This is a genomic window from Microcoleus sp. LEGE 07076, assembly GCF_015207455.1.
Lineage (GTDB): Bacteria > Cyanobacteriota > Cyanobacteriia > Cyanobacteriales > Microcoleaceae > Microcoleus.
This window is the reverse complement of record NZ_JADEWV010000125.1, coordinates 1-18,810: the sequence shown is the minus strand read 5'-3', so window position 1 is coordinate 18,810 and position 18,810 is coordinate 1. Positions and strand designations below refer to the sequence as shown.

The 18,810-nt window shown below is 45.9% G+C and carries 21 protein-coding genes and 25 tRNA genes; 6 read left to right on the top strand and 40 right to left on the bottom strand.

Going from position 1 to position 18,810, the window contains the following annotated elements:
* Nucleotides 1-214: 214 nt before the first annotated feature.
* Nucleotides 215-1,561, top strand: a complete 1,347-nt coding sequence (locus IQ270_RS19615; RefSeq protein ID WP_193974804.1) for a sorbosone dehydrogenase family protein — start codon at nt 215-217, stop codon at nt 1,559-1,561.
* A 66-nt stretch (nt 1,562-1,627) separates the two neighbouring features.
* On the opposite strand, the gene IQ270_RS19610 is transcribed toward IQ270_RS19615, so the two are convergent.
* The 5 genes from IQ270_RS19610 to IQ270_RS19590 form a co-directional block, all read right to left on the bottom strand.
* On the bottom strand, nt 1,628-2,083 hold the full coding sequence (locus tag IQ270_RS19610) for a DUF6575 domain-containing protein (RefSeq protein WP_193974803.1): 456 nt from the start codon (nt 2,081-2,083) through the stop codon (nt 1,628-1,630).
* A 281-nt stretch (nt 2,084-2,364) separates the two neighbouring features.
* Nucleotides 2,365-2,814 carry a DUF924 family protein gene (locus IQ270_RS19605; protein WP_339384232.1) on the bottom strand — a complete coding sequence of 150 codons (450 nt, stop codon included), beginning with the start codon at nt 2,812-2,814 and terminating at the stop codon, nt 2,365-2,367.
* 279 nt (nt 2,815-3,093) lie between these two features.
* A complete protein-coding gene (locus IQ270_RS19600; protein ID WP_193974802.1) occupies nt 3,094-3,450 on the bottom strand; it encodes a peptidoglycan-binding protein in 357 nt (118 codons plus the stop codon).
* Nucleotides 3,451-3,715: 265 nt separating this feature from the next.
* Entirely contained in the window at nt 3,716-4,354 is a 639-nt protein-coding gene (locus IQ270_RS19595) for a ThiF family adenylyltransferase (protein WP_193974806.1), read from the bottom strand.
* An 80-nt stretch (nt 4,355-4,434) separates the two neighbouring features.
* Nucleotides 4,435-5,262 carry a hypothetical protein gene (locus tag IQ270_RS19590; RefSeq protein WP_193974801.1) on the bottom strand — a complete coding sequence of 276 codons (828 nt, stop codon included), beginning with the start codon at nt 5,260-5,262 and terminating at the stop codon, nt 4,435-4,437.
* A 303-nt stretch (nt 5,263-5,565) separates the two neighbouring features.
* On the opposite strand from IQ270_RS19590, the gene IQ270_RS19585 reads away from it, so the two are divergent.
* A complete protein-coding gene (locus IQ270_RS19585) occupies nt 5,566-5,958 on the top strand; it encodes a DUF4189 domain-containing protein (protein ID WP_193974800.1) in 393 nt (130 codons plus the stop codon).
* A gap of 134 nt (nt 5,959-6,092) precedes the next feature.
* Here IQ270_RS19585 and IQ270_RS19580 read toward each other — a convergent pair whose 3' ends face one another.
* A complete protein-coding gene (locus IQ270_RS19580) occupies nt 6,093-6,440 on the bottom strand; it encodes a hypothetical protein (protein ID WP_193974799.1) in 348 nt (115 codons plus the stop codon).
* A 412-nt stretch (nt 6,441-6,852) separates the two neighbouring features.
* Between IQ270_RS19580 and IQ270_RS19575 the strand changes: the two genes are divergently transcribed.
* A complete protein-coding gene (locus IQ270_RS19575) occupies nt 6,853-7,107 on the top strand; it encodes a DUF433 domain-containing protein (protein ID WP_193974797.1) in 255 nt (84 codons plus the stop codon).
* Between the two features lie 73 nt (nt 7,108-7,180).
* On the opposite strand, the gene IQ270_RS19570 is transcribed toward IQ270_RS19575, so the two are convergent.
* The 34 genes from IQ270_RS19570 to IQ270_RS19410 form a co-directional block, all read right to left on the bottom strand.
* On the bottom strand, nt 7,181-7,807 hold the full coding sequence (locus IQ270_RS19570) for a Uma2 family endonuclease (protein ID WP_193974796.1): 627 nt from the start codon (nt 7,805-7,807) through the stop codon (nt 7,181-7,183).
* A 58-nt stretch (nt 7,808-7,865) separates the two neighbouring features.
* Nucleotides 7,866-8,039 carry an addiction module antitoxin gene (locus IQ270_RS31240; protein WP_228056517.1) on the bottom strand — a complete coding sequence of 58 codons (174 nt, stop codon included), beginning with the start codon at nt 8,037-8,039 and terminating at the stop codon, nt 7,866-7,868.
* Nucleotides 8,040-8,042: 3 nt separating this feature from the next.
* Nucleotides 8,043-8,183, bottom strand: coding sequence for a type II toxin-antitoxin system Phd/YefM family antitoxin (locus tag IQ270_RS31235; protein WP_228056516.1), 141 nt, complete (start codon nt 8,181-8,183; stop codon nt 8,043-8,045).
* A 59-nt stretch (nt 8,184-8,242) separates the two neighbouring features.
* Nucleotides 8,243-9,676 (bottom strand): hypothetical protein, encoded by a 1,434-nt coding sequence (locus IQ270_RS19560; RefSeq protein ID WP_193974794.1) that lies wholly within the window; start codon nt 9,674-9,676, stop codon nt 8,243-8,245.
* A gap of 211 nt (nt 9,677-9,887) precedes the next feature.
* Nucleotides 9,888-10,352: a hypothetical protein gene (locus IQ270_RS19555; protein WP_193974793.1), complete on the bottom strand. Its 465-nt coding sequence runs from the start codon at nt 10,350-10,352 to the stop codon at nt 9,888-9,890.
* A gap of 128 nt (nt 10,353-10,480) precedes the next feature.
* A tRNA-OTHER gene (locus IQ270_RS19550) sits at nt 10,481-10,552 on the bottom strand.
* Between the two features lie 210 nt (nt 10,553-10,762).
* A complete protein-coding gene (locus IQ270_RS19545) occupies nt 10,763-10,963 on the bottom strand; it encodes a hypothetical protein (protein WP_193974791.1) in 201 nt (66 codons plus the stop codon).
* Between the two features lie 130 nt (nt 10,964-11,093).
* On the bottom strand, nt 11,094-11,294 hold the full coding sequence (locus IQ270_RS19540) for a radical SAM protein (protein WP_228056515.1): 201 nt from the start codon (nt 11,292-11,294) through the stop codon (nt 11,094-11,096).
* 385 nt (nt 11,295-11,679) lie between these two features.
* Nucleotides 11,680-12,642, bottom strand: coding sequence for a GNAT family N-acetyltransferase (locus IQ270_RS19535; protein ID WP_193974789.1), 963 nt, complete (start codon nt 12,640-12,642; stop codon nt 11,680-11,682).
* Nucleotides 12,643-12,811: 169 nt separating this feature from the next.
* Nucleotides 12,812-12,885, bottom strand: a tRNA-Lys gene (locus IQ270_RS19530).
* A gap of 197 nt (nt 12,886-13,082) precedes the next feature.
* Complete coding sequence (locus IQ270_RS19525) at nt 13,083-13,655, bottom strand: dihydrofolate reductase family protein (RefSeq protein WP_193974787.1); 573 nt, start codon at nt 13,653-13,655, stop codon at nt 13,083-13,085.
* 459 nt (nt 13,656-14,114) lie between these two features.
* A tRNA-Ser gene (locus IQ270_RS19520) sits at nt 14,115-14,197 on the bottom strand.
* A 225-nt stretch (nt 14,198-14,422) separates the two neighbouring features.
* Nucleotides 14,423-14,499: transfer RNA gene (locus IQ270_RS19515), tRNA-Ala, on the bottom strand.
* A gap of 6 nt (nt 14,500-14,505) precedes the next feature.
* Nucleotides 14,506-14,579 (bottom strand) — tRNA-Arg (locus IQ270_RS19510).
* 301 nt (nt 14,580-14,880) lie between these two features.
* Nucleotides 14,881-14,951: transfer RNA gene (locus tag IQ270_RS19505), tRNA-Gly, on the bottom strand.
* A gap of 11 nt (nt 14,952-14,962) precedes the next feature.
* Nucleotides 14,963-15,034 (bottom strand) — tRNA-Thr (locus IQ270_RS19500).
* A gap of 5 nt (nt 15,035-15,039) precedes the next feature.
* A tRNA-Met gene (locus tag IQ270_RS19495) sits at nt 15,040-15,118 on the bottom strand.
* An 11-nt stretch (nt 15,119-15,129) separates the two neighbouring features.
* A tRNA-Leu gene (locus tag IQ270_RS19490) sits at nt 15,130-15,203 on the bottom strand.
* A 44-nt stretch (nt 15,204-15,247) separates the two neighbouring features.
* Nucleotides 15,248-15,322, bottom strand: a tRNA-Leu gene (locus tag IQ270_RS19485).
* Between the two features lie 4 nt (nt 15,323-15,326).
* A tRNA-Pro gene (locus IQ270_RS19480) sits at nt 15,327-15,399 on the bottom strand.
* A 4-nt stretch (nt 15,400-15,403) separates the two neighbouring features.
* Nucleotides 15,404-15,484, bottom strand: a tRNA-Leu gene (locus IQ270_RS19475).
* Nucleotides 15,485-15,507: 23 nt separating this feature from the next.
* Nucleotides 15,508-15,584: transfer RNA gene (locus tag IQ270_RS19470), tRNA-Leu, on the bottom strand.
* A 30-nt stretch (nt 15,585-15,614) separates the two neighbouring features.
* Nucleotides 15,615-15,688: transfer RNA gene (locus IQ270_RS19465), tRNA-Gln, on the bottom strand.
* A 5-nt stretch (nt 15,689-15,693) separates the two neighbouring features.
* Nucleotides 15,694-15,772: transfer RNA gene (locus IQ270_RS19460), tRNA-Gln, on the bottom strand.
* Nucleotides 15,773-15,782: 10 nt separating this feature from the next.
* Nucleotides 15,783-15,857, bottom strand: a tRNA-Asn gene (locus IQ270_RS19455).
* A 6-nt stretch (nt 15,858-15,863) separates the two neighbouring features.
* Nucleotides 15,864-15,936: transfer RNA gene (locus IQ270_RS19450), tRNA-Phe, on the bottom strand.
* Nucleotides 15,937-15,940: 4 nt separating this feature from the next.
* Nucleotides 15,941-16,027: transfer RNA gene (locus IQ270_RS19445), tRNA-Ser, on the bottom strand.
* Between the two features lie 5 nt (nt 16,028-16,032).
* Nucleotides 16,033-16,106 (bottom strand) — tRNA-Cys (locus tag IQ270_RS19440).
* A 137-nt stretch (nt 16,107-16,243) separates the two neighbouring features.
* A tRNA-Tyr gene (locus tag IQ270_RS19435) sits at nt 16,244-16,325 on the bottom strand.
* A gap of 13 nt (nt 16,326-16,338) precedes the next feature.
* A tRNA-Lys gene (locus IQ270_RS19430) sits at nt 16,339-16,413 on the bottom strand.
* Nucleotides 16,414-16,418: 5 nt separating this feature from the next.
* Nucleotides 16,419-16,493: transfer RNA gene (locus IQ270_RS19425), tRNA-Glu, on the bottom strand.
* A 45-nt stretch (nt 16,494-16,538) separates the two neighbouring features.
* Nucleotides 16,539-16,612, bottom strand: a tRNA-Cys gene (locus IQ270_RS19420).
* A tRNA-Glu gene (locus IQ270_RS19415) sits at nt 16,613-16,690 on the bottom strand. It lies immediately after the preceding tRNA gene.
* A 111-nt stretch (nt 16,691-16,801) separates the two neighbouring features.
* Nucleotides 16,802-16,874: transfer RNA gene (locus tag IQ270_RS19410), tRNA-Asp, on the bottom strand.
* A gap of 357 nt (nt 16,875-17,231) precedes the next feature.
* On the opposite strand from IQ270_RS19410, the gene IQ270_RS31230 reads away from it, so the two are divergent.
* The 3 genes from IQ270_RS31230 to IQ270_RS19400 all read left to right on the top strand — a co-directional run.
* Nucleotides 17,232-17,627, top strand: a complete 396-nt coding sequence (locus tag IQ270_RS31230; protein ID WP_228056514.1) for a glutathione S-transferase family protein — start codon at nt 17,232-17,234, stop codon at nt 17,625-17,627.
* A complete protein-coding gene (locus IQ270_RS31225; protein ID WP_228056513.1) occupies nt 17,600-17,890 on the top strand; it encodes a glutathione S-transferase family protein in 291 nt (96 codons plus the stop codon). The genes IQ270_RS31230 and IQ270_RS31225 overlap by 28 nt, the downstream gene beginning before the upstream one ends.
* A 433-nt stretch (nt 17,891-18,323) precedes the next feature.
* A partial coding sequence (locus IQ270_RS19400) for a branched-chain amino acid ABC transporter permease (protein WP_193974786.1) occupies nt 18,324-18,810 on the top strand: 487 nt, incomplete at its 3' end.

Sequence of the window (18,810 nt, the reverse complement as noted above, 5' to 3'; positions counted from 1 at the left end):
CGGCTCTCGCTCCTCGTCCGGTTCCCCGTCCGGCTCCCGCTCCGATTATTCCGGCTCCACGTCCGATTCCGGCTCCACGTCCTGCTCCTGTGAGAGGACTTTGGTAGAACTAGGTTTGTTGTAAATGAAATTAAGTCACCGCGCGCGGTGGCTTCGCTGTTTAATAGCAATTAGAATCAAAGAATTGTCGAGCAATTGTGGAGAAATCGCTGCTATGTCTTACCTGCGTTTCCTGTTGCTAATTCTGCTGCTGCCGCTGATTGCGTGCGATCGAGCTACAGATGCCACAGCCACTCCTGTTCCCCAACCAAGTCCGCTGTCGCAAATTCCCTCCCTGCCACGGCTGACCAATGTTCGGACAAATCAAATTGTACCAACAAAACCGCTTTCCCCGCAGCCGATCGGCATTGTGGCAACATCTTTGCCGCAGCCAGGAGCCACCGACAGCGCCTCGAAACCTCCTCAAGTAATACCGATTCCCGCATCGCCCGTGCTGCGAGTGCCTCCCGGCTTTGTCGTCAACGTGTTTGCTGACAATTTAGATGCTCCCCGATGGCTGGCTTTGACACCAACAGGAGATGTTTTGGTAACAGAAACCCGGCAGAATCGGATTAGGCTGCTGCGCGATGCCAACGGCGACGGCGTTGCTGAAGTTCGCAAGACTTTTGCTAGCGCCCAAAACAATTTAAATATTCCCTTTGGTATGGCTTTTGCTCAGGGCTATTTTTTCCTGGGAAATACCGCAGAAGTCCGCCGATTTCCCTACACAAAAGGGCAGGAACAATTAACTGGAACAGGTCAAAAAATTGCCGATTTACCGGGCGGCGGCTACAACCAACACTGGACGCGAAACGTTGTAGTTTCCCCAGACAACCGCCAGTTGTTTGTATCTGTTGGTTCCCAGTCAAATGCCGACTCCGAACCGCTGCCGAGGGCCTCTGTGCAAGTGATGAATTTGGACGGTACAAACCAGCAAACTTTTGCTTCCGGCTTGCGAAATCCTGTGGGATTGGATTTTCACCCGAAAACTAATCAACTCTACACCACAGTCAACGAGCGCGACGGTTTGGGAGATGATTTGGTGCCGGATTACTTGACAAGAATTCGTAAAGGTGAGTTTTACGGCTGGCCTTACACTTATTTTAAGCCGAATTTGCTCGATCCGCGCCACGCTAAAAACGGCAAGAGCGATCGACCAGATTTAGCGGCCAAAACATTGACGCCGGACGTGCTGTTTCAGGCGCACTCGGCAGCTTTAGGACTTCAGTTTTATGACGGCAAAACGTTTCCCAAAAGATTTTTTAACGGCGCGTTTGTGGCGTTTCGCGGCAGTTGGAATCGGAACGCAGGAACTGGTTACAAAATTGTGTTTGTACCTTTTAATGCGGCGAGTTCGCGTCCCCAGGGTTATTATGAGGACTTTCTGACGGGTTTTCTCACTGATCCGTCGGGCCCGAAAACTTGGGGGAGGCCTGTTGGTTTGCTGGTTTTACCTGATGGGAGTTTGTTGTTTACTGAGGAAGCGAACAACCGGATTTATCGGGTTCAGTATCGCGGGTGAAAAAAGGGCGATGGATTAGATACCCGACTTCTTCAAGAAGTCGGGTATCTGGCTGTTTAATCAGCTTCAAACCTTGCTAAACTGAGATTCACCGGAAATTATTTGAAAAATTAATAACTTATCTTCTGCCGCAGTTTCGCGATTTAAATCAGACAGTTCGTAATAGGAATCTGTTTCTGGCAAGTAGATTTTCGGTAAATTTTCAGGCAGGATTAAATAAGTGTTTTTTACCTGTAAAGCATTGTCTATATCTAATGAATATAGAAATCCATCAACAGGATTTACAATTAACTGGTGCAATGAAACTTGTCCCTCTATGTAAAGCTTGAAAGTTGGTTGTGAAACTCTGAAAACCAACCAGCGATTGTACAAATTATCTACATCGCACCAAGAATAAAGATAGCTATCGCCGTATTCATTCTCAAAAAGCGATAGCAGGGGGCCGTCGAAATATTCTAAATGGACTATGCTTCTGAGAGACAAAGGAAATTTACTTAGTTTAAATCCTATTAATTTTTCCATCTTATATCAAATCCGTTGGTATCGGAATTATTCATTTCTCTATTAGACAAGATTGCAAAAATCGGAAAACACCCTGAAATTATCTGCGTTTATCTGTGTTTATCTGTCTAACATCTGCGGTTGAAGGAGCGAGCGAAGACTTATGCAATCTTGTCTATTCTCTGCCTCTGTGTCCTCTGCGCCCTAGTAAGGTTAAATCATTCCGATGCAATAGGATATTCCTCGCAACCATACTATTTTCTAGTTTATACAGCAAGTAGCATAAAGGTTTTAAAATCGCCCTAAAACCCCGAACCTGGTTGTCTCAGAAACTCTGCTTCTTCGGGAGTTGTTTCGCGCCCGAGAATTTGATTGCGGTGGGGAAATCTGCCAAAACTCTCGATTACTTTAAAATGCCGAATTGCGAAATCTATGACTGAATCGCTGTCGGGTTCGCCGCTGAGTTGGCGAAAGAGTTCCACAGATTTTTGCTGGTGTTGTAAGTTTTCGCTGTGTTCAAAAGGCAGATAAATAAACCATTTTTGTACTTGCACCAATTCGCGATCGAAGTTATTGTTAACAGCGTGTTGGGCGGCGGCTAAGGCTTTGCTGTCTGTGGCGAATGCTTTCGGCGTTTCGCGAAACATATTGCGCGGAAACTGATCGAGGAGTAAAATTAATGCTAGGCAGTTTTTGGGGGAATTTTGCCAGAAGTCGAGTTGACCGGATGCTGCTCGTTCGTATTCTGTCAGAAAGCCCGATCCTCTTCGAGGGCTTCGCTAACGCACTTCTGCATCAAAAGCCGCATCTTTCTCAAACCACTTCTTTTGAACTTTACCAAATTCAGGAGAGTTCGATCGACCAAACCAAAAATCTAAAACTTCATTCATTAGCAATCTGGTGTTCGATAGATTTTTGAGGCAATTTCTGTGTTTGTAGTTGCACAAAATCTACTTGATGTGCAACTACAAACCGCAGGGATTCACGATCGGGAATGATGACTTATGGACTTTTGTTGCCGGTGCTTAAAGTTAGGAACTAGCAAACAGTTTGTCCCAAGTTTTGCCTCCCACAATTCCGTCTACAGGAAGGTGGGCTTGTCGCTGAAATCTCTTGACTCCATCTAGGGTTGTTCTACCGAAAATGCCATCAAGTGCGATCGGCTCTGGGCACACACCCTGCGCGTTCAACAATTTTTGCAGTTTCTTGACATCTGCCCCTCTCGATCCGTGTTTCAAAACCCTTTTATGGAATCTAACTTCTGGTTCGTGGCAATCATTAGTGGGGCAAATAGTGCTACCCGCTGAATAATTGGCTGCATTTGCGCCAGTCAAAACTAATAAGCCGAGAACTGCTAGTAAATAATAAAAAGTCTGCGATCCAACCATACTTTCCCTGTTAATTTTCTCAAGCGTTTTTTGCAACTTTTACCCTGAAGAAACGGGTACAATCCGCCGACTCAAGTCGTGAATGAACCCAAATTTTTAGACTTTTGTTCGCACTTCCACACCATTATGCAGAATCAATCTAAAATTCTTCAATTATTCAATTCTTCAATCGACTGACGATTGTTTGAGAGTAAGAAACCGGGTTTCTGGAATGGAGGTGTCCAATCTCGCTCGACCGGGTTTCTGGCAACAGCCACCAGACATTCTACAATATAAGTGGTCTGACTGCAAAATCTCCGATCGTGCAAGTTAAATTTTGTTGCTGTTTGGTAGCAGCAAAGGTAACAATTACTTCGCAGGCGACTGCAACTGTCAGCATTACCAAGTTTCTCGCCAGCGGGTAATCGCAAACGTCATCATTGGCGGCGGTCGGAACCCGATAGTGTTGGTTCCAAATTATTTCGGAGTAATCTGCGGCCAATCCGACGTGCACGCAGGGAATGGAGGCACTCGCACAGTAATCTTTGACTGCTTGCCGCCCGACGCTGTTATCAAAAGTATCGATCGCCAGGGCGCTATTGGCAAGCAGGCGATCGACATTGGCGGGTGTCAATTCCTTTGAGTGCGCGTCAATGCTGACGGACAAAGCGCGGTACAGGTTGTTGGCGAGAATTTTGGCTTTGAATGCGCCGATGTCCGATCGATAATAGGGTTGAGTGGAAAGGTTGCGCTCTTCGATGCGATCGCGATCGATGACTCTTAAGTGCCCAAAGCCCGATCGCGCCAGACTCTCTACAATATTCGCACCCAAAGCGCCCGCGCCACAAACCGTTACCGGGAAATTTTTTACCAGCGACATCACTGCGGCACTTCTGTAAAGTTGTTCGTGAAAAAATATACTCATATTATTAGTCATTGGTCAGTAGTCAGTAGTCAGTAGTCAGTAGTCAGTAGTCATTAGTCATTGGTCAGGATTGATGATTTTTATCGATTTTCTACGACTCCGACTAATGACTGCAAGTCAAAATCTTTATCCAATCCGCTGAGACAAATGCCAGCACTCATCACTGTCAAGTCATTTTTGGCGATCGCCGAACTATGATGTTCTCCACTGGCGCTAGTCCATTCAACCAGCCAGTAATCTTGGCGATCGCCAAAATCCCGCAACTCGCCGCCGCCCATCTTCAACGCCCGCTGCAAGCGCCCTTCCTCCCGCACTTTCGGATCGAAATCTTTAATATTTCGGGTAACTAATTCGTAAACAATTCGCATTTCTGGTGTCATCCCTTTAAAGCGAACATCTTGAGGCAAAATCAACTTTTTCAAAGCTATTTTTAACTTTTCAGACGGCAGCGGATCGGCGCGCCTGTCAATCTCTTCAAACCACAAACAATCACCGTCCCACCGCGCCACGATAGGTTCAAACTGCGAACCTTCAGTTACCAAATGAACTAATACGGGTTTAGCAGCACCAGTGCGCTGTTTAGCATCAGATTCATTAACAGGATAAGCCAGCCAAGTTTGCCCTTGCAGCGCGCAAGCCAAATGCAAGCGCACGGACACGAGCAGTTGCAAATACTCTGCCACTTGGGGCAAATTTGGCTCCTCAATTACAGCAGCAGTTTTCTCATTAACTGGCTCAAAAATACCCCATCCTTCAAAATTTCGCGGTGAGACTTGAAAAGTATAAACCATTGAGCTAACCCTTGTCCGCACCCTTCCTCCCCGCACGCAAGGAGCCAGGAATTGGGTATCGAGCAGTTGCTCTTCTCCGTCAGCAAGTTGGCTGAGGATTTTTCGGATATCTACCACTAGATTTACCTCCGTAATTTTACTTTCTTTGACATAACCTGTTGTTAATTTGATTAAATATAAAATGTTACAAAAAAGACTTGACATCAATAACTATCCTATTATATTATTTGTTTAATATCCAAAATACCCTAATACAATTTACTTAAGACGATCTCCCTGGCACACCCCTTAAAAAGGGGGGGACAAGAATCCTCTCTTTCGTCCCCCTACAACCAGGGGGATGCTGCAAGGGTTCTCCTGGGTATAAATATGTTAAGTGAACCGTATTGCAAAATAACCTTGTACAAACATCAACCTAATATGTTGCAAAAGCTTTTTTCTAAGTTGGTTGGAGTGACAGCTTTGACAGTTTCGATTTTTGGCTCGGTTCAGGCAGCTCAAGCTCAGGACACCTATGGAGCTACTGCTTATTCTCCGACTTCTGACGCTACTGGTATTAGTTGGGATCACGCTACAGAAAAAGAAGCACTAGACGCAGCGGTAGTCGCGTGCAATGAAAAAAGCGGAGGTGCTAACGACTGCGAACCGCTGACATCTAACAGCAATAATTGTGGAGCGATCGCCGTAGGAAAAGGAGGAGCCGGTGCGGGTTGGGGCGACGATAAATCAGCAGCAGAAGCTCAAGCTCTGGCTGGTTGCAGCGAACTAGATGGCGGCAACTGTAAAGTGCAGCTTTCGGCTTGCAATAAGTAATTGAACTGATAAAAACTGTCCGAGCGGTGTGTTTTTAGTGGTAAAATAGCTGAAAAAATAGTAAAACTAAGGTGCGCGGCGGCGCACCTTACCAAATACAAATAAGCGAAAAGTAGCGTGCGAAGCCGCGCACCTTACAGTGAATCTCCTACTTCGGAAGTAACTGCATCGGGCGGCAGCAAACTTTCTAATCTATCTTTAGACCAGTATTCAGTAGGATAGGCGAGTGCAATAATATCAGAGATGCGAATCAGCCACGTAACTTGTCCGTAAGCATCGATATTTTCCGCCTGTTCGTTAGGGGGAACTATCACCAAAAGTTCTGCAAACTCCCCGAACAAATTAATCGGGATGCCGCCGAAACTGCTATTATTTGTTTTAATCCAAACTTTACTGCCTCGATCGAGAGCTTGTTGCAGTCTGGCGCAGAGCAAACTGGATTTTTTGAGCTGGGATTTTTGGGCTTTCGACTTTTTTCCCATAGTTTTAAGAAGTTAAAGTAGTTGTATTGTGCGTTGCACAGTTCGTTAGACAGTGGGTTGAGATTTAGTGCGATCGCGGTTTTGTATTGAAACGGACAAAAGGAAAAAGGGCGATCGCCCTGCTGCTACCCCATTACTCTAGTCTATAAGAAAGTGCTGTACTGCGATCGTAATAACAATTTAATCGCAAAATCTGGAAACAACACCAGTTCGCCAAAAAATGCGACTCTAGTAAAGCTTCAAACCCTTAACCAATCGGTGATTCTCCAATTTAAAATCGAAAATCTCAAATCTCAAATGGTATCACCTGCGATGGGACTGTTACAAAGTCAGTCAACGATGCCCGTGTTTGTACTGTGCCCCAAATGCAGTATAATTGGCGAAATCTTGCCAAATAGTTTAAGTAAAAACAATGGACTGGCGAAAGCTCATTAATCTCAACCCAAAAGCTTCCGCAGCTAAACCAGAAGTGAAAGAAACTCGATTGTCTGTAGAATTTTTGCTGGGGCTGTTTGCGGCGGGCTGGACAGAAGAACAAGTGTTAGAAAAATATCCCGCACTTACTTCGGAAAAGTTGTGCGCTGCTTTGGCTGGTGCGGATTCCCAGTTAGTGTCATCCATCGCTAATCCAGAATTACAAGAAATTATCGCTCGAACGCGAGAATAATTGAAAATAGGTAAAAAGTTGTCGCTTGAGGATATTGAGGGAGATGTTTGGTAGCAAGCAGCGATATTAAATCTCAACTTCCTCCTAAATTTTCTCTAACTCTTTCCCGAAACTCCAACACAGCCTCAAGGGGGTCAGGCCGTTGTACATACTCTGCAATCAGTGATAAATCCAAATTCGGCAATAACTCGCTTTGCTGCATTTTTTCATATTCCTCTCCCAGAAGATGATAAACGTCAAAGCGACGATTTTTCCAGAACCAAACCTCTCTGATTCCGAGCTTTTTGTAAACTGCTAACTTGTCCAGGCCGCCACTGCTGAGTACAACCTCGATCGCCAAATCGGGAAACTCTTTTTCTGTACCTATACAATAGCACTCATCCGGTTCTGTACCGCCCTTTTTTGCTTGGATGCGAAATGTAGTTGAACCCAATCCCCAAAACCGAGTCCGTGTTTCTTGAAAATACGCTTCTAGCAGCATCCCAATATTCGTTTTGTCTCGATCGTGACGGCGACTTGGGGACATAATTTCCAGGACTTCTTCTAAATAAGTAACTCTATACCAAGGACTATCTCCCAGTTGATTCAGTAGTTCTTCGTACTGTTGCCAACTTACCCCACTGCTAATAAATATTTCCACTGGATCTTCGGTGAAAAGCTCTAATTCGGTTGCTAAATCTTTGATTAATATTGAAGTCACCAACAGACCCTCCCAAGTTTAGAGTATAGTTGAAGATTGTGATTTTGTCATTAATGTTTTAACTGGCGATTGCTACCTCATTTTCTGTATCATCCTCTTCATCAAGCCCGAATTGTTTGCAAATTTCATCGAGTGTCTGAGGTTGAATGACTCTTGATTTAGCTTGCTTCAGTGCTGTTAACAAGCGAGTTGCATTAACTGGCGATCGCAGCAAATAAAGCGTTTCTAGCAAACTTTATAATTCTGCCTCAGAAATCAAAACCGCATTTTTGCCGTTAGATCTAGTAATAACTATTACTTCCCCAGTTTCAACAGCGCGATCGCAGAGATTTTCTAAATTTGCTTCAGCTTCAATGTATGTAATCTCAGTTGACATACGAGACTCAAAAATGTGAGCATTGCCCGCCAGCATAACTGACGGGCAATCCCATTATATCACTTGTCATCCCTCACAGGCAACGATGTATCCAGAATTTCCATCAACAATTCCAGCCGCGAAGGACGAGACAACATCGGCACCAAGTTCGGCAGCGAGTAGTAATCACCCGCAAACGTAAACGTTTCCACCGACACTTGCTTGTCCTTCAATTGCTTCTGGACATATTCGTACCAAGCGCCAACTCGCACAATCACAACATCAGGAATTACGCCCAAAGTGTGGCAGTATTTCTGATAAGCATCTGCAAAATAAGGTGAAGCGTTTTCATCTTCATCTGTTACCATAATGAATTGCTCAACTACCTGCTTTTTAATCCGCATTGCTTCCACCGCGCAACCGCAACTTGTGCCGCCGCCTGCGCGAATGTGCTTGAATGCGCGCTCCCAATCGGTCAATTCGGTGCCGTTTGCTTGCACTGGATACGGCATCGTGTCAAAGGCGTAGACGAACAGCGCAGCCTCGGAAATGCCGGAAATCAAAGCAGCGAGACGCTTACCAACTTCGATCGCACTTTCCATCGAGCCCGACTTGTCAATCAACAAACCCGTCGCTTTAACAATCTTGCCGCGCTTCTTCACCTGTTCGTTTGTCACCGCTTCCAGCTTCGCCGCCGTGGCTGCGTCGAAGTTCGCGCCCGCACCCGCAACACTCGCTTTGTATGCAGAAACTCGATCGCACTTTGCCGCTTCATCCAACTTCGAGTCAATCAACAGCTTGACTTCCGGGTGATCCATCGCGCCGCGAGACTGAATCGATTTCAGGTTGTTGATGACTTCCTGCGGCGACATCGAGTTAATCAGCGCTGCTAACACTGTTGGCGTTAGCTGTTTGATCGCACCAACTGCGATCGTATAGGGAATCTTGTACTCAACAATCAAATTCGCCTGTTCCTGCCGAGTCGCCGCCTTCGCTAACTGCTTCAAAACGAATGCCAGCGAGTCTTCCGGCGGATTGTCCTTAAACAGAATAGCATTAGCGCGATCGCTCGGCTTGACGTGCAGAGTCGCGTATAAGTGCTTCATCGCCTTGCGGTTGCGGATGGCGGCGCGATCGAAAAACTGAGCATTCTTTTCGCGCGATCGCAGATAGCGAGTCACAGCAGTGCGCGCGCTTCGAGGCACCTTATTCTGGTGCTGCTTCATAAAGTCCACAATCCGCGAAACCTCGTAGGGCGGGAACTCTTGTAACATCATAAACCCGGCATCTCGGTGCTCTGTCAGCCCCGAAGTCAGCAAGTTTCCGGCAAAAACTTCCTTGTGGTCGCGCACGGATCCGTGACGTTGATACCACACGGCTAAATGACCGTAAAAAATCGGATCTAATTCGATAATTAATTTGTGAATTTCTGTCACCTTTTCCAGTTGTCGGTGAGGTGTGGTGAGCAGAGAGTTGAGCATTTCTAAACGTAAATCGCGCTCTGCTGTATTCATTGGTGCTGCCTCCAGTTATGATTTTGGATTGGCGATTTTGGATTTTCAATTATTAGGAATATCCCAAAATCGGCGAAGGGCAGTTGTTGCACGCTTGGCAATAAATATAATAGTCGCCGCGCAAGTTTGAGGAGCTTTGTTTTTATAACCTTAATAGGGTTGGTATGTAAGCTCTTCGGATTGGGGCGCGGCAACAACTGCTATTTTAAAACTATTTCAGGGAAAATTCTGGGATTTCGATCGCCCTTAAATCCGGTTCAACCCAATTATTCCGGGCTTCCCAAGACATTAGGTGATCGCGGGTGTAGTGGCTAAACGGTAAAGTGGAATCGGCATATTCGGCGATCAAACCGTTAGCTAAATGTACGATCGAGCGATTCCGGCCTTCATCAGCGAGATACTCGCGCACAGTTTGCGCCCAAAACAGCGTTAGCGTTTCGTGATACCCGCTGTTTGGCGTGCTTTCAATGCCATTGGCAGAGTTGTAACGTTTGATGCCATTACGAATCGCATCGATCGCCTCTGAGTCCGATTCGCCAAACAGAAAATACCATAAAGCAACGGTTAAATGGGCTTCGTGCGTCCATTCGCTGCGCGGGAGGGTGCATTCTTGGAAGGCGTGGAGGAGGGTATCTATCTCGTAGGGCGATCGGTAAATTGCCAGTTTTTTTCGCATGGCTAATACCCAATTTATTTTTGACTACAGAAGTCTTCAATACAAACAGGATTATTTAATTCTTATCCTCAATCAAGAACCATATTTGAGGTAATTAAAAGTCACTTCGCGCAAGTTAAGAAAGCCGATGGCACATACGCAGGAGTTGAACCCGCGACCGTTTCTTTAAAGAGAAATGCTCTACCAATGAGCTAGTATGTAAGCTTCCTTTGTTTGGGCGCGAAGTGCAACCTTTAAACGCCCGATATATCTAAAAAAATCAGCTATAAAAGGCAGCGCACAAGTCAGAGAAGCTTTAGCCTCGTGCCAAGTAGGAATTGAACCTACAATTCGATTTTAAGTCGAACGTATCCAGTTTGTAAGCTTCTTTAGTTGGGGTGCGCTGTCTAATACGTGCTTTAAGTAAAATTCTAGCCGTAAACAGCCTCTGGGCGGACAATTAAATCGCCGCTGGGACGGCGATCGAGCACGTAAGACTCGAAGCGAGATTCCTTGACATCAAAATGGTTAGCTAGACGTTCTTTAATAGCCTTATCGCTCATTCCTACCGTGATACCCAGTTGGTTTTCTGCCACATCATAAGAACGTCCTTCAAAGCGAATGTGAACCATAACTGTTACCTCCTTAAGCGATTTTAGATTTTAGATTTTAGATTTTGGATTAGTAGCTTTTCTGCTCTTTAGTTGTGGCGTTAGTCGGTAAAGATTGTCAGCATTCGCATCTGCGCCAACACGACAATTTTTACATAAACAAACGCCGCTCTAAATGGTAAGCTTGTTTGAGATGGCGGATTTCTTCAGTCTTTTGGGCCGATCGCATTTGATCGCAACTGTGTTGTTCTGAATCCGCACCAGATTCGTTGAAATTCGGCTGTTTTGGTACAATATCTGACTCAGGTTGAGTCAGTCTGTAACTGAACAGTCTCGTAAAAAGTAACAACATGACAATTAAGTCTCTATTGCAAGACTTTCAAATTGATGTTCCTTGAAATCTCGAACGCTATTTAGTTGTCAAGGTTCAGATTTGGTACGGAAAATACAGGTTTTTGGCTCTCCTGCGCTTTCCATATGTTTATACTACATACATACTACAGAAGTGTCAAGGGGGTAGGAGAAGTTTTTTAGATACAGGTACGTAGTTGCGCTTGGGCGCTCTTTCATATATATATTAAGAGCGCCCAAGCGCAACAACGTACCTAGTGCGATCGCGAACTTTGCACTCGGCCCCAGAAACCCGGTTTCTACGAGAAATATTGTTTGGTGACAAGGCATACACAGAGAAACCGGGTTTCTTGAATCCTGTGCGTAAATCCCGATCGCCCAAATCCTCAAACATCCTTAACATAAGAAATGCTATCGCGAATTTTGTGGAAGCCCGCAGACTCGTAAAGTCGCAATGCACCGGAAGGATTTGCAGTATCCACGCCGAGAATCGCAGTCTCGACACCGGCAGCTTTTAGTCGCTCCAAAATGGCCAGCAACATCGCTCGTCCCAAGCCAATTTTGCGGAAACCGCGCCGCGTACCGAGACAAGCAATCCAGCCTTCATTTCGCCCGGTACGATCGCACTCATCGACACTAATTTGACCATAACAGAAAGCTGCAAATGTCCCGTCAGCAGCAACTGCAATCAAGTCTAAATCATTTCTATAATCGGGTTTAGCTAAATCGTACTTGAATTTCTCTACTGTTAAATCGTGATGATTCCAGTGATCGATAAACGACTGGTTGAACATTTCTACCCAAGCTTCTGCATCCTGTTCGCCGGGAAATTGACGCAGCGCAAAACCTTCGGGGAATTGCGGTTCTGGGATGGGTTCAGAAAGCGATCGCGCCATGCGACAAAAATAGCGATCGACCTTGAAACCATTACTTGTCAGCACAGAAATGCGATCGCCATCCTCAGCGCGCGCGTAGGTTCGCAGCTTCACGCGCGGGCCCCGCACCGCAGACACCTCGCGCATCCGCACTTCACCCCAGGCGATCGCGGCTGTTTCCGCATCGCCTCCGCGCGCGTCGGGGTGGACGCGAAACCACAGCCAACCGTCAATTACTTCCCCCGGCTCAGAAACCGACAACTGGGCGAAACCAATTAATTTTCCCTCCGCATCTTCCCAAAGGCGGATATCGCGGGCTACATCTAGGGACGGTTGGTTAAATTCTTGTTGCAATTCGGAGATGGAAGTGCCTTCATCGAGCAGATCGACTGATTCGCAAGTATTGATTAAATCGGCGATCGCACTTAAATCGCGATCGCCTCCATAGCAGCGCGCCGAGAGATTTGCTATCATAGCTAATCACCATTTCCGGTTATTTACAAATTTTAAAATAGCTTGGCGATCGCGCGATCGGGTCGATCGACATTAAAAATCCCAAAACGCAAAAACTCACAGTAATCCAACCCCTACAGCGGTTGATTGCACTCGTGAGTTTCGCTCGATTCAGGTTAAGGATTTGGGATGGGAGTAGAAGGACTTGAACCTTCGACCTTGAGATTAAGAGTCACCTGCTCTAACCAACTGAGCTATACTCCCGCATCGGAGCTACTATAACACAACTATTCTGAAAAATCAAGTGTTTTCGTAAAAATTTGTGGCGATCGCCCTGACTCAACATTGAAATCGAGAAAATATCGCATACATTTTTTGTGTAACTCCTAAAAACTCATTTTGTAGTAAGGGCTTCAGTCCTTTGTTGGCCGCAGCAATTGCAATAACTAAACTCCCGATTGCTAATGCTTCAGTCGATAGTGAAGTAACATGAAACCGTTGCTGTAGATTTTGCGATCGGTAAGTTCCAAATTTGTCGGTGCGATCGCCCCAGCAAACACAGGAATTCCCGCCCCGATAACTACCGGATTCAACTTCACAATCATCTCGTCAATCTCAGAAAAAAGACTTGTCGCTAAAGCGCCACCGCCGCACAGCCAGATATCCTTTCCAGTTTCCTGCTTCAATTCCCTAACCAAATCAACAGGATTGTCCGAAACAAGTTGAATATTATCATCCGGACTTGCTGTCATACTGCGCGAAAAAACAAACTGCTTCAAGCTAGGATAAGGATTAATCAGACCGACCTTTAGCCCTACTTCATAGGTTTTGCGTCCCATCAAGACAGCATCAAACTGCTTGTTCTCTCCACTAATACCTAGTGCTTCGTGAAGATGAGCCGGCACAGTCTCAGGAAAAGCATCGAACAAATCGGCGAAATGCTCTCCTGACATCGGAAAACAATCAAATGAACCGTCTTCTCGAGCAATGAAACCATCAACTGTGCAGGCAACATAATATTTTAGTTTTCTCATATTTAACCGTTTTTCTGATAAAATGAAAGACAACAAATGGAGAGGACGGGACTCGAACCCGCATCGATCGATCGCAACTTTCAGGAAACGCGCTTCCTTACTGCCCGCAAGCAGATGGGAACTGCCCCCATCTCGGACTGTTAATTCCTTTGAGTGCCTCCGCAACCCGCTGCCAATTTGCGTTTTCAGGGAACGTCGCGAAGCAACTTTTTACCCTACTCAACCAACCCGACCGTCCTTTTGGGAGCCGCTTTACCTAGTTTTTACGGTGCCATTCCAATTAGGCAACCTCCCACAATTTTTTTCACTCTATGATAGCAAATCTACGTAAAAAAGTAATCATAATCCTCCATTATTTATCTATAAAATTATTATAAATCCACCGAAGAGGTACCGCCCCTCCTATCCCCGCGTTATCAGCACGGTGTCTCGCTTTTCGACTTCCGGTGGTTAATTAAAAGGAAGATGAAGGAATCGAACCCTTACAGTTAACTGTACCCCAGTTTTCAAGACTGGTTGCCAACCATTTAGCGGCATCTTCCGAGGGGTGTCTGACGGGAATTGAACCCGCTATTACTGGTTCCACAAAAGGGCGCCGCTACCGCTTTGGCTTCAGACACCGCAGTTGAATCAAGGAGCATCGTAGGCGAAGTTTTCCCGAAGGCTACTTCTAACCTCTTGCGTGCAAAGCAAGCGCTCTACCAATTGAGCTATTACCCCGCGTACAAGATTTAGCTGTCGAGTAAATCTCAAATCTCAAATTGGTGTGGTGGATTGCGATCGGAGTTGAACCGATATCTTTCTAACAGCCAGTTAGATGCTTTACCAATTAAGCTACGAACCCATCTAACAGGAGCGGTAGGACTCGAACCCACAACTTTCGAGATAGAAGCTCGACACTCTTTCCAGTTGAGTTACGCTCCCGTGTTTTTTGTTGATTAGTGCGATCGCACTTTGGCGTGCAAGTTATCAGAGCATTGCGTTTTCTCAGTTACTAGAGGGACTGGGCCGATGAGTTATTACACACTCTTTAAAGGATGGCTACTTTCAAGCCTACCTATCGGGTTCATTGCACTCCTCGTTCGCAAACGCCCGCTGATTTTGACAGCGTTACCTTTCCTCTCGTACTAAAGTATGTAGGCTCCAAAGATTGGGACACGCAAAAGGGCGATCGACAATTAACTTTTATCATTATTAATAAAACCAACCTCCATTTATTTAGTCAAGCGGATAACGAGGCTCGAACTCGTGCCTAGAGCTTGGAAGACTCGAATGCTACCGTTACACCATATCCGCATTTTTACCAAAGCAGATGGCGAGATTTGAACTCGCAAGAAAGCTTTACAAGAGCCTCATGTTACCAATTACATCACACCTGCATTTTTGGTAGCGGGGGCAGGAGTTGAACCTGCTATGAAGAGGCTTATGAGACCTCCAAGCCTACCCAGGCTACTTCACCCGCGATGTCACCAAATACCCCTGACTGGCATCGAACCAGCACTGACTAAATCCTAAATCTAGCGCCTCTACCGATTGGGCTACAGGGGCAAAACCGATTTGAGATTTGAGATTTGAGATTGAATAAAACCTCATACCCCTGACAGGATTTGAACCTGCAAAAACACTCGTTCTAAGCGAGCGATGTTTTCCAATTACATCACAGAGGTAAAGTCGGGATGGTTGGATTTGAACCAACGACTCCATGCTCCCAAAGCATGGCTTCTGGCCGCTGAATTACATCCCGTTCATGCTCCCGGTGAGACTCGAACTCACAATCAAAATAGAACAGATTTTAAGTTTGTCGCGTCTGCCAATTCCGCCACAGGAGCAAGTAGAAATTTGGTTGAAAATTTGGTACTCCTGGTGAGATTTGAACTCACACAACACAATTTTTGAAATTGCGGCCTCTGCCAATTGGGCTACAGGAGCATCATGATTGCTGCTTTGGTAATAGCAGAACTGGGAAGGCAGGGTTTGAACCTGCATTGTTCCGCTTTCAAAGAGCGGTGCCATGCCAATTAGGCGACTTCCCAATAATTGGATGCCGGGGTAGGCTTTGAACCTACATAAACTCCTATTTCAGAGATAGGCGACTTTACCAATTTGTCTACCCGGCAATTTGAAAAATGGCTGCCTCAGTAGGACTCGAACCTACAACCTAGCGGTTAACAACCGCTTGCTCTACCATTGAGCTATAAGGCAACGCAATCCCCCAAGTCAGTATCGAACTGACGACTTCTTGTTCTTCAAACAAGCGCTCTACCAACTGAGCTATCGGGGGAAAACGGAGAAGGTGGGATTTGAACCCACGACGGTTGTTAAACCGCTCTTTCTTAGCAGGAAAGCGCCTTAAGCCGCTCGGCCACTTCTCCGAGCACGAGAACGGAGGGATTTGAACCCTCAATTTTTAGTTTTGCATACTAAAATGTTGTCCGATTACAACTCGTTCTCAAGATTGCAACTGCATATTAAATACACAGAATTTGCTCGCTGTAAAAAACCCGGTTTATATCTCAATATCTCTCTTAGAGATGCAAGATTTTTCTCAGAAATCGGGTTTTTTGTACAAGTCATAATACAGTTGCAAATGGGTCAGGCTGGAATTGAACCAGCAACGCTTTAAGCTACTGTTTTACAGACAGCTACCCACGCCAGTAGGAGGGCCGACCCGAAATTGAGAATTTGGTAGGTCGCCGAGGAATTGAACCTCGATCCATCCGCTTAAAAGGCGGCTGCAAAACCATTCTGCCAACGACCCACACAAAGTGCTGACGGGAGTTGAACCCGCAATTCACTTGGGTGAAAACCAAGCGGCTTAAACCATTTGCCTACAGCACTATTTATTTGAGATTTGAGATTGCTCCTGGGAATCAGTAAGAACAGAGGTTAGGGCGGGAGTTGAACCCGCGAAATTCGGTTTTGCAGACCGATGCTTTGGGCCGCTCAGCCACCTAACCTGGGAGTCCCGACGAGGTTTGAACTCGCAATTTTCACCTTGAGAGGGTGACGGCTTAAATTAATTTGCCTACGGGACTTTGAAAGTTTTGAGTTTTAAGTTATGGGTTTTGAGTTAAAGAAAATTGTTAATTCAAAACTCATAAATTTGTTACTCATAATTTGTTACTCGCAACTCCGGGAAACGGAGACGAGGCTGACGGGTTTCGATCCCGCTACCTTCGCTGTGACAGAGCGACGCTCTCCCAATTGAGCTACAGCCTCAAGAAATTGCTGTTTGGACGAGGTGGCGGTTGATTCCGCGTACTACAAGCCGATCGGGCTTTTGTTGCCGGAGTCTACACCGCCAATGTCCGAAATTATGTGACACGATTAATTTTATATTCGGTTTTCAAGGTTCGTATTGCTCTTGGGATAATGCTTTGAAGCTCTTTCTCTTTGGCAATACATTTATACTACATTAAGTAATACAGGACTGTCAAGGGGGTAATACAAGTTTTTTTTGAAATTGGGTTTTTTCAATGGTGGACGATCGCCCAAACCAACACTTTTACATCCCAGAGTTACCAAAAATCAAGACATTAGGCTGCTAAACTGGTGGTGTAGCCCGTAATAAATCCGATGCTGAAACTGTACTACACTCCGATTTCTGTGAATTCTCGCCGCGTGTGGGTAGCACTTCTGGAAAAGCAGATCGCGTTTGAGCCTCTAGCACTTAACCTCGACGGCGATCAATTTGAACCGGATTTTTTAGGAATTAACCCTTTCCACCGCATACCTGTGTTGGTAGATGGAGATTTGACCGTGGTGGAGTCGCTGGCAATTCTGGATTATATAGATGCAAAATATCCCGCGCCCCCACTGCTGCCAACAGAGGTGAAAGCCTTGGGAATTGTGCGGATGGTGGAAATGGTGACGCTAAATGAACTGTTGCCGGCGATGTTTCCCTTGACGAGGCAACTGCTGTGCCGGGAGATACTGAGGAAAAGTTGGCACAGTCAAAGCAACAGATATTAACGGTGCTGAGGTTTTTTGAGGGGTTGCTGGCGGATGAACGCACTTTTTTTGCTGGCGAACAGTTTTCTTTGGCGGAAGTCGTGGCGGGGACTGCGCTGCCTTCTGTGGGGATGTTTGAGATATCTTTTGATGAGTATCCGCAGTTGCAGCAGTGGGGAGCGAGGCTGGCTGGGCGATCGAGCTGGCAGCAAACGGAGATACCTCAAGCGGAAATTGCGACTAAAATCCCAATTATTAGAAATTTACTGGCGACAAGGCTTTAACAGAGCGATCGAGCTTCAAATAAATATACCGGGCGATGAGAAAGAGACTGTCGGTCAATCAACAATCGATTTCACCCCTCACCCCCTAAAAATGGTAGTTCTAGACTCAATGTCTAATTGACCATATAGCTGATTCGGCGGTTGAAAGCGCCTGCGAGTAAAACTTTCGTGGGCAAGCGGCCGACTGGTTCATCAAGGGTATCGGTAACCCGGATTTGGTATTAACTACTAATAGCGATCGCAAATACTCAATTACAGAGTTCAGTGGTTTTACCCCCTATGAATTCGCCAAGAGTCTCTTTTGAAATCGCTTCTACACACACGAACTCCGCCCACACGGACTCAGAAACAAAGCGGTATTAAATAGGTTTATTATTTAAAATAAAGTCATGAATGATTTTTTTTTACTACTTATGGGTTTCTGATTGTCTCGATGTTGCTAGGTGCAATGTTGGGAATGTCGCTGTATTTGCCTTTAATGACTGGTCAGTTGTCTCTGGCTAGCCCTGGTTTTTATGCTTTGGGTGGGTATATTGCGGCGATTTTTTCTACGACGGTGTTTCAGCCGACAGGTGGTTTGTTTCCTCTGCCATTGCTGTTGGTGGAGATGATAATTGCAGGGGTTGTTTCGGGATTGCTGGGGATTTTGGTGGGAATTCCGGCGCTGCGGTTGAGTGGGATTTATTTGGCGATCGCCACTATTGCTTTTGTGGAAATTTTGCGGGTTTTATCGCTGAATCTGGATATCACTGGCGGGGCTGTGGGCATTTTTGGGATTCCGCAACCGTTTGCGACGCCGATCGAGTATTTGTGGATTGTACTACCTTTACTGTTGGTAAGTATGGCGATTGTCTATCGGCTGGAACGGATTCGGGCGGGGCGGGCTTTTGCGGCGATTCGGGCTGATGAGTTGGCGGCGG

Bases quoted from the DNA above. Each gene is read 5' to 3' on its own strand.
- IQ270_RS19615 (WP_193974804.1), top strand. From the start codon at position 215: ATGTCTTACCTGCGTTTCCTGTTGCTAATTCTGCTGCTGCCGCTGATT.
- IQ270_RS19610 (WP_193974803.1), bottom strand. From the start codon at position 2,083: ATGGAAAAATTAATAGGATTTAAACTAAGTAAATTTCCTTTGTCTCTC.
- IQ270_RS19600 (WP_193974802.1), bottom strand. From the start codon at position 3,450: ATGGTTGGATCGCAGACTTTTTATTATTTACTAGCAGTTCTCGGCTTA.
- IQ270_RS19595 (WP_193974806.1), bottom strand. From the start codon at position 4,354: ATGAGTATATTTTTTCACGAACAACTTTACAGAAGTGCCGCAGTGATG.
- IQ270_RS19585 (WP_193974800.1), top strand. From the start codon at position 5,566: ATGTTGCAAAAGCTTTTTTCTAAGTTGGTTGGAGTGACAGCTTTGACA.
- IQ270_RS19580 (WP_193974799.1), bottom strand. From the start codon at position 6,440: ATGGGAAAAAAGTCGAAAGCCCAAAAATCCCAGCTCAAAAAATCCAGT.
- IQ270_RS19575 (WP_193974797.1), top strand. From the start codon at position 6,853: ATGGACTGGCGAAAGCTCATTAATCTCAACCCAAAAGCTTCCGCAGCT.
- IQ270_RS31235 (WP_228056516.1), bottom strand. From the start codon at position 8,183: ATGTCAACTGAGATTACATACATTGAAGCTGAAGCAAATTTAGAAAAT.
- IQ270_RS19560 (WP_193974794.1), bottom strand. From the start codon at position 9,676: ATGAATACAGCAGAGCGCGATTTACGTTTAGAAATGCTCAACTCTCTG.
- IQ270_RS19555 (WP_193974793.1), bottom strand. From the start codon at position 10,352: ATGCGAAAAAAACTGGCAATTTACCGATCGCCCTACGAGATAGATACC.
- IQ270_RS19545 (WP_193974791.1), bottom strand. From the start codon at position 10,963: ATGGTTCACATTCGCTTTGAAGGACGTTCTTATGATGTGGCAGAAAAC.
- IQ270_RS19540 (WP_228056515.1), bottom strand. From the start codon at position 11,294: ATGTTGTTACTTTTTACGAGACTGTTCAGTTACAGACTGACTCAACCT.
- IQ270_RS19535 (WP_193974789.1), bottom strand. From the start codon at position 12,642: ATGATAGCAAATCTCTCGGCGCGCTGCTATGGAGGCGATCGCGATTTA.
- IQ270_RS19525 (WP_193974787.1), bottom strand. From the start codon at position 13,655: ATGAGAAAACTAAAATATTATGTTGCCTGCACAGTTGATGGTTTCATT.
- IQ270_RS31230 (WP_228056514.1), top strand. From the start codon at position 17,232: ATGCTGAAACTGTACTACACTCCGATTTCTGTGAATTCTCGCCGCGTG.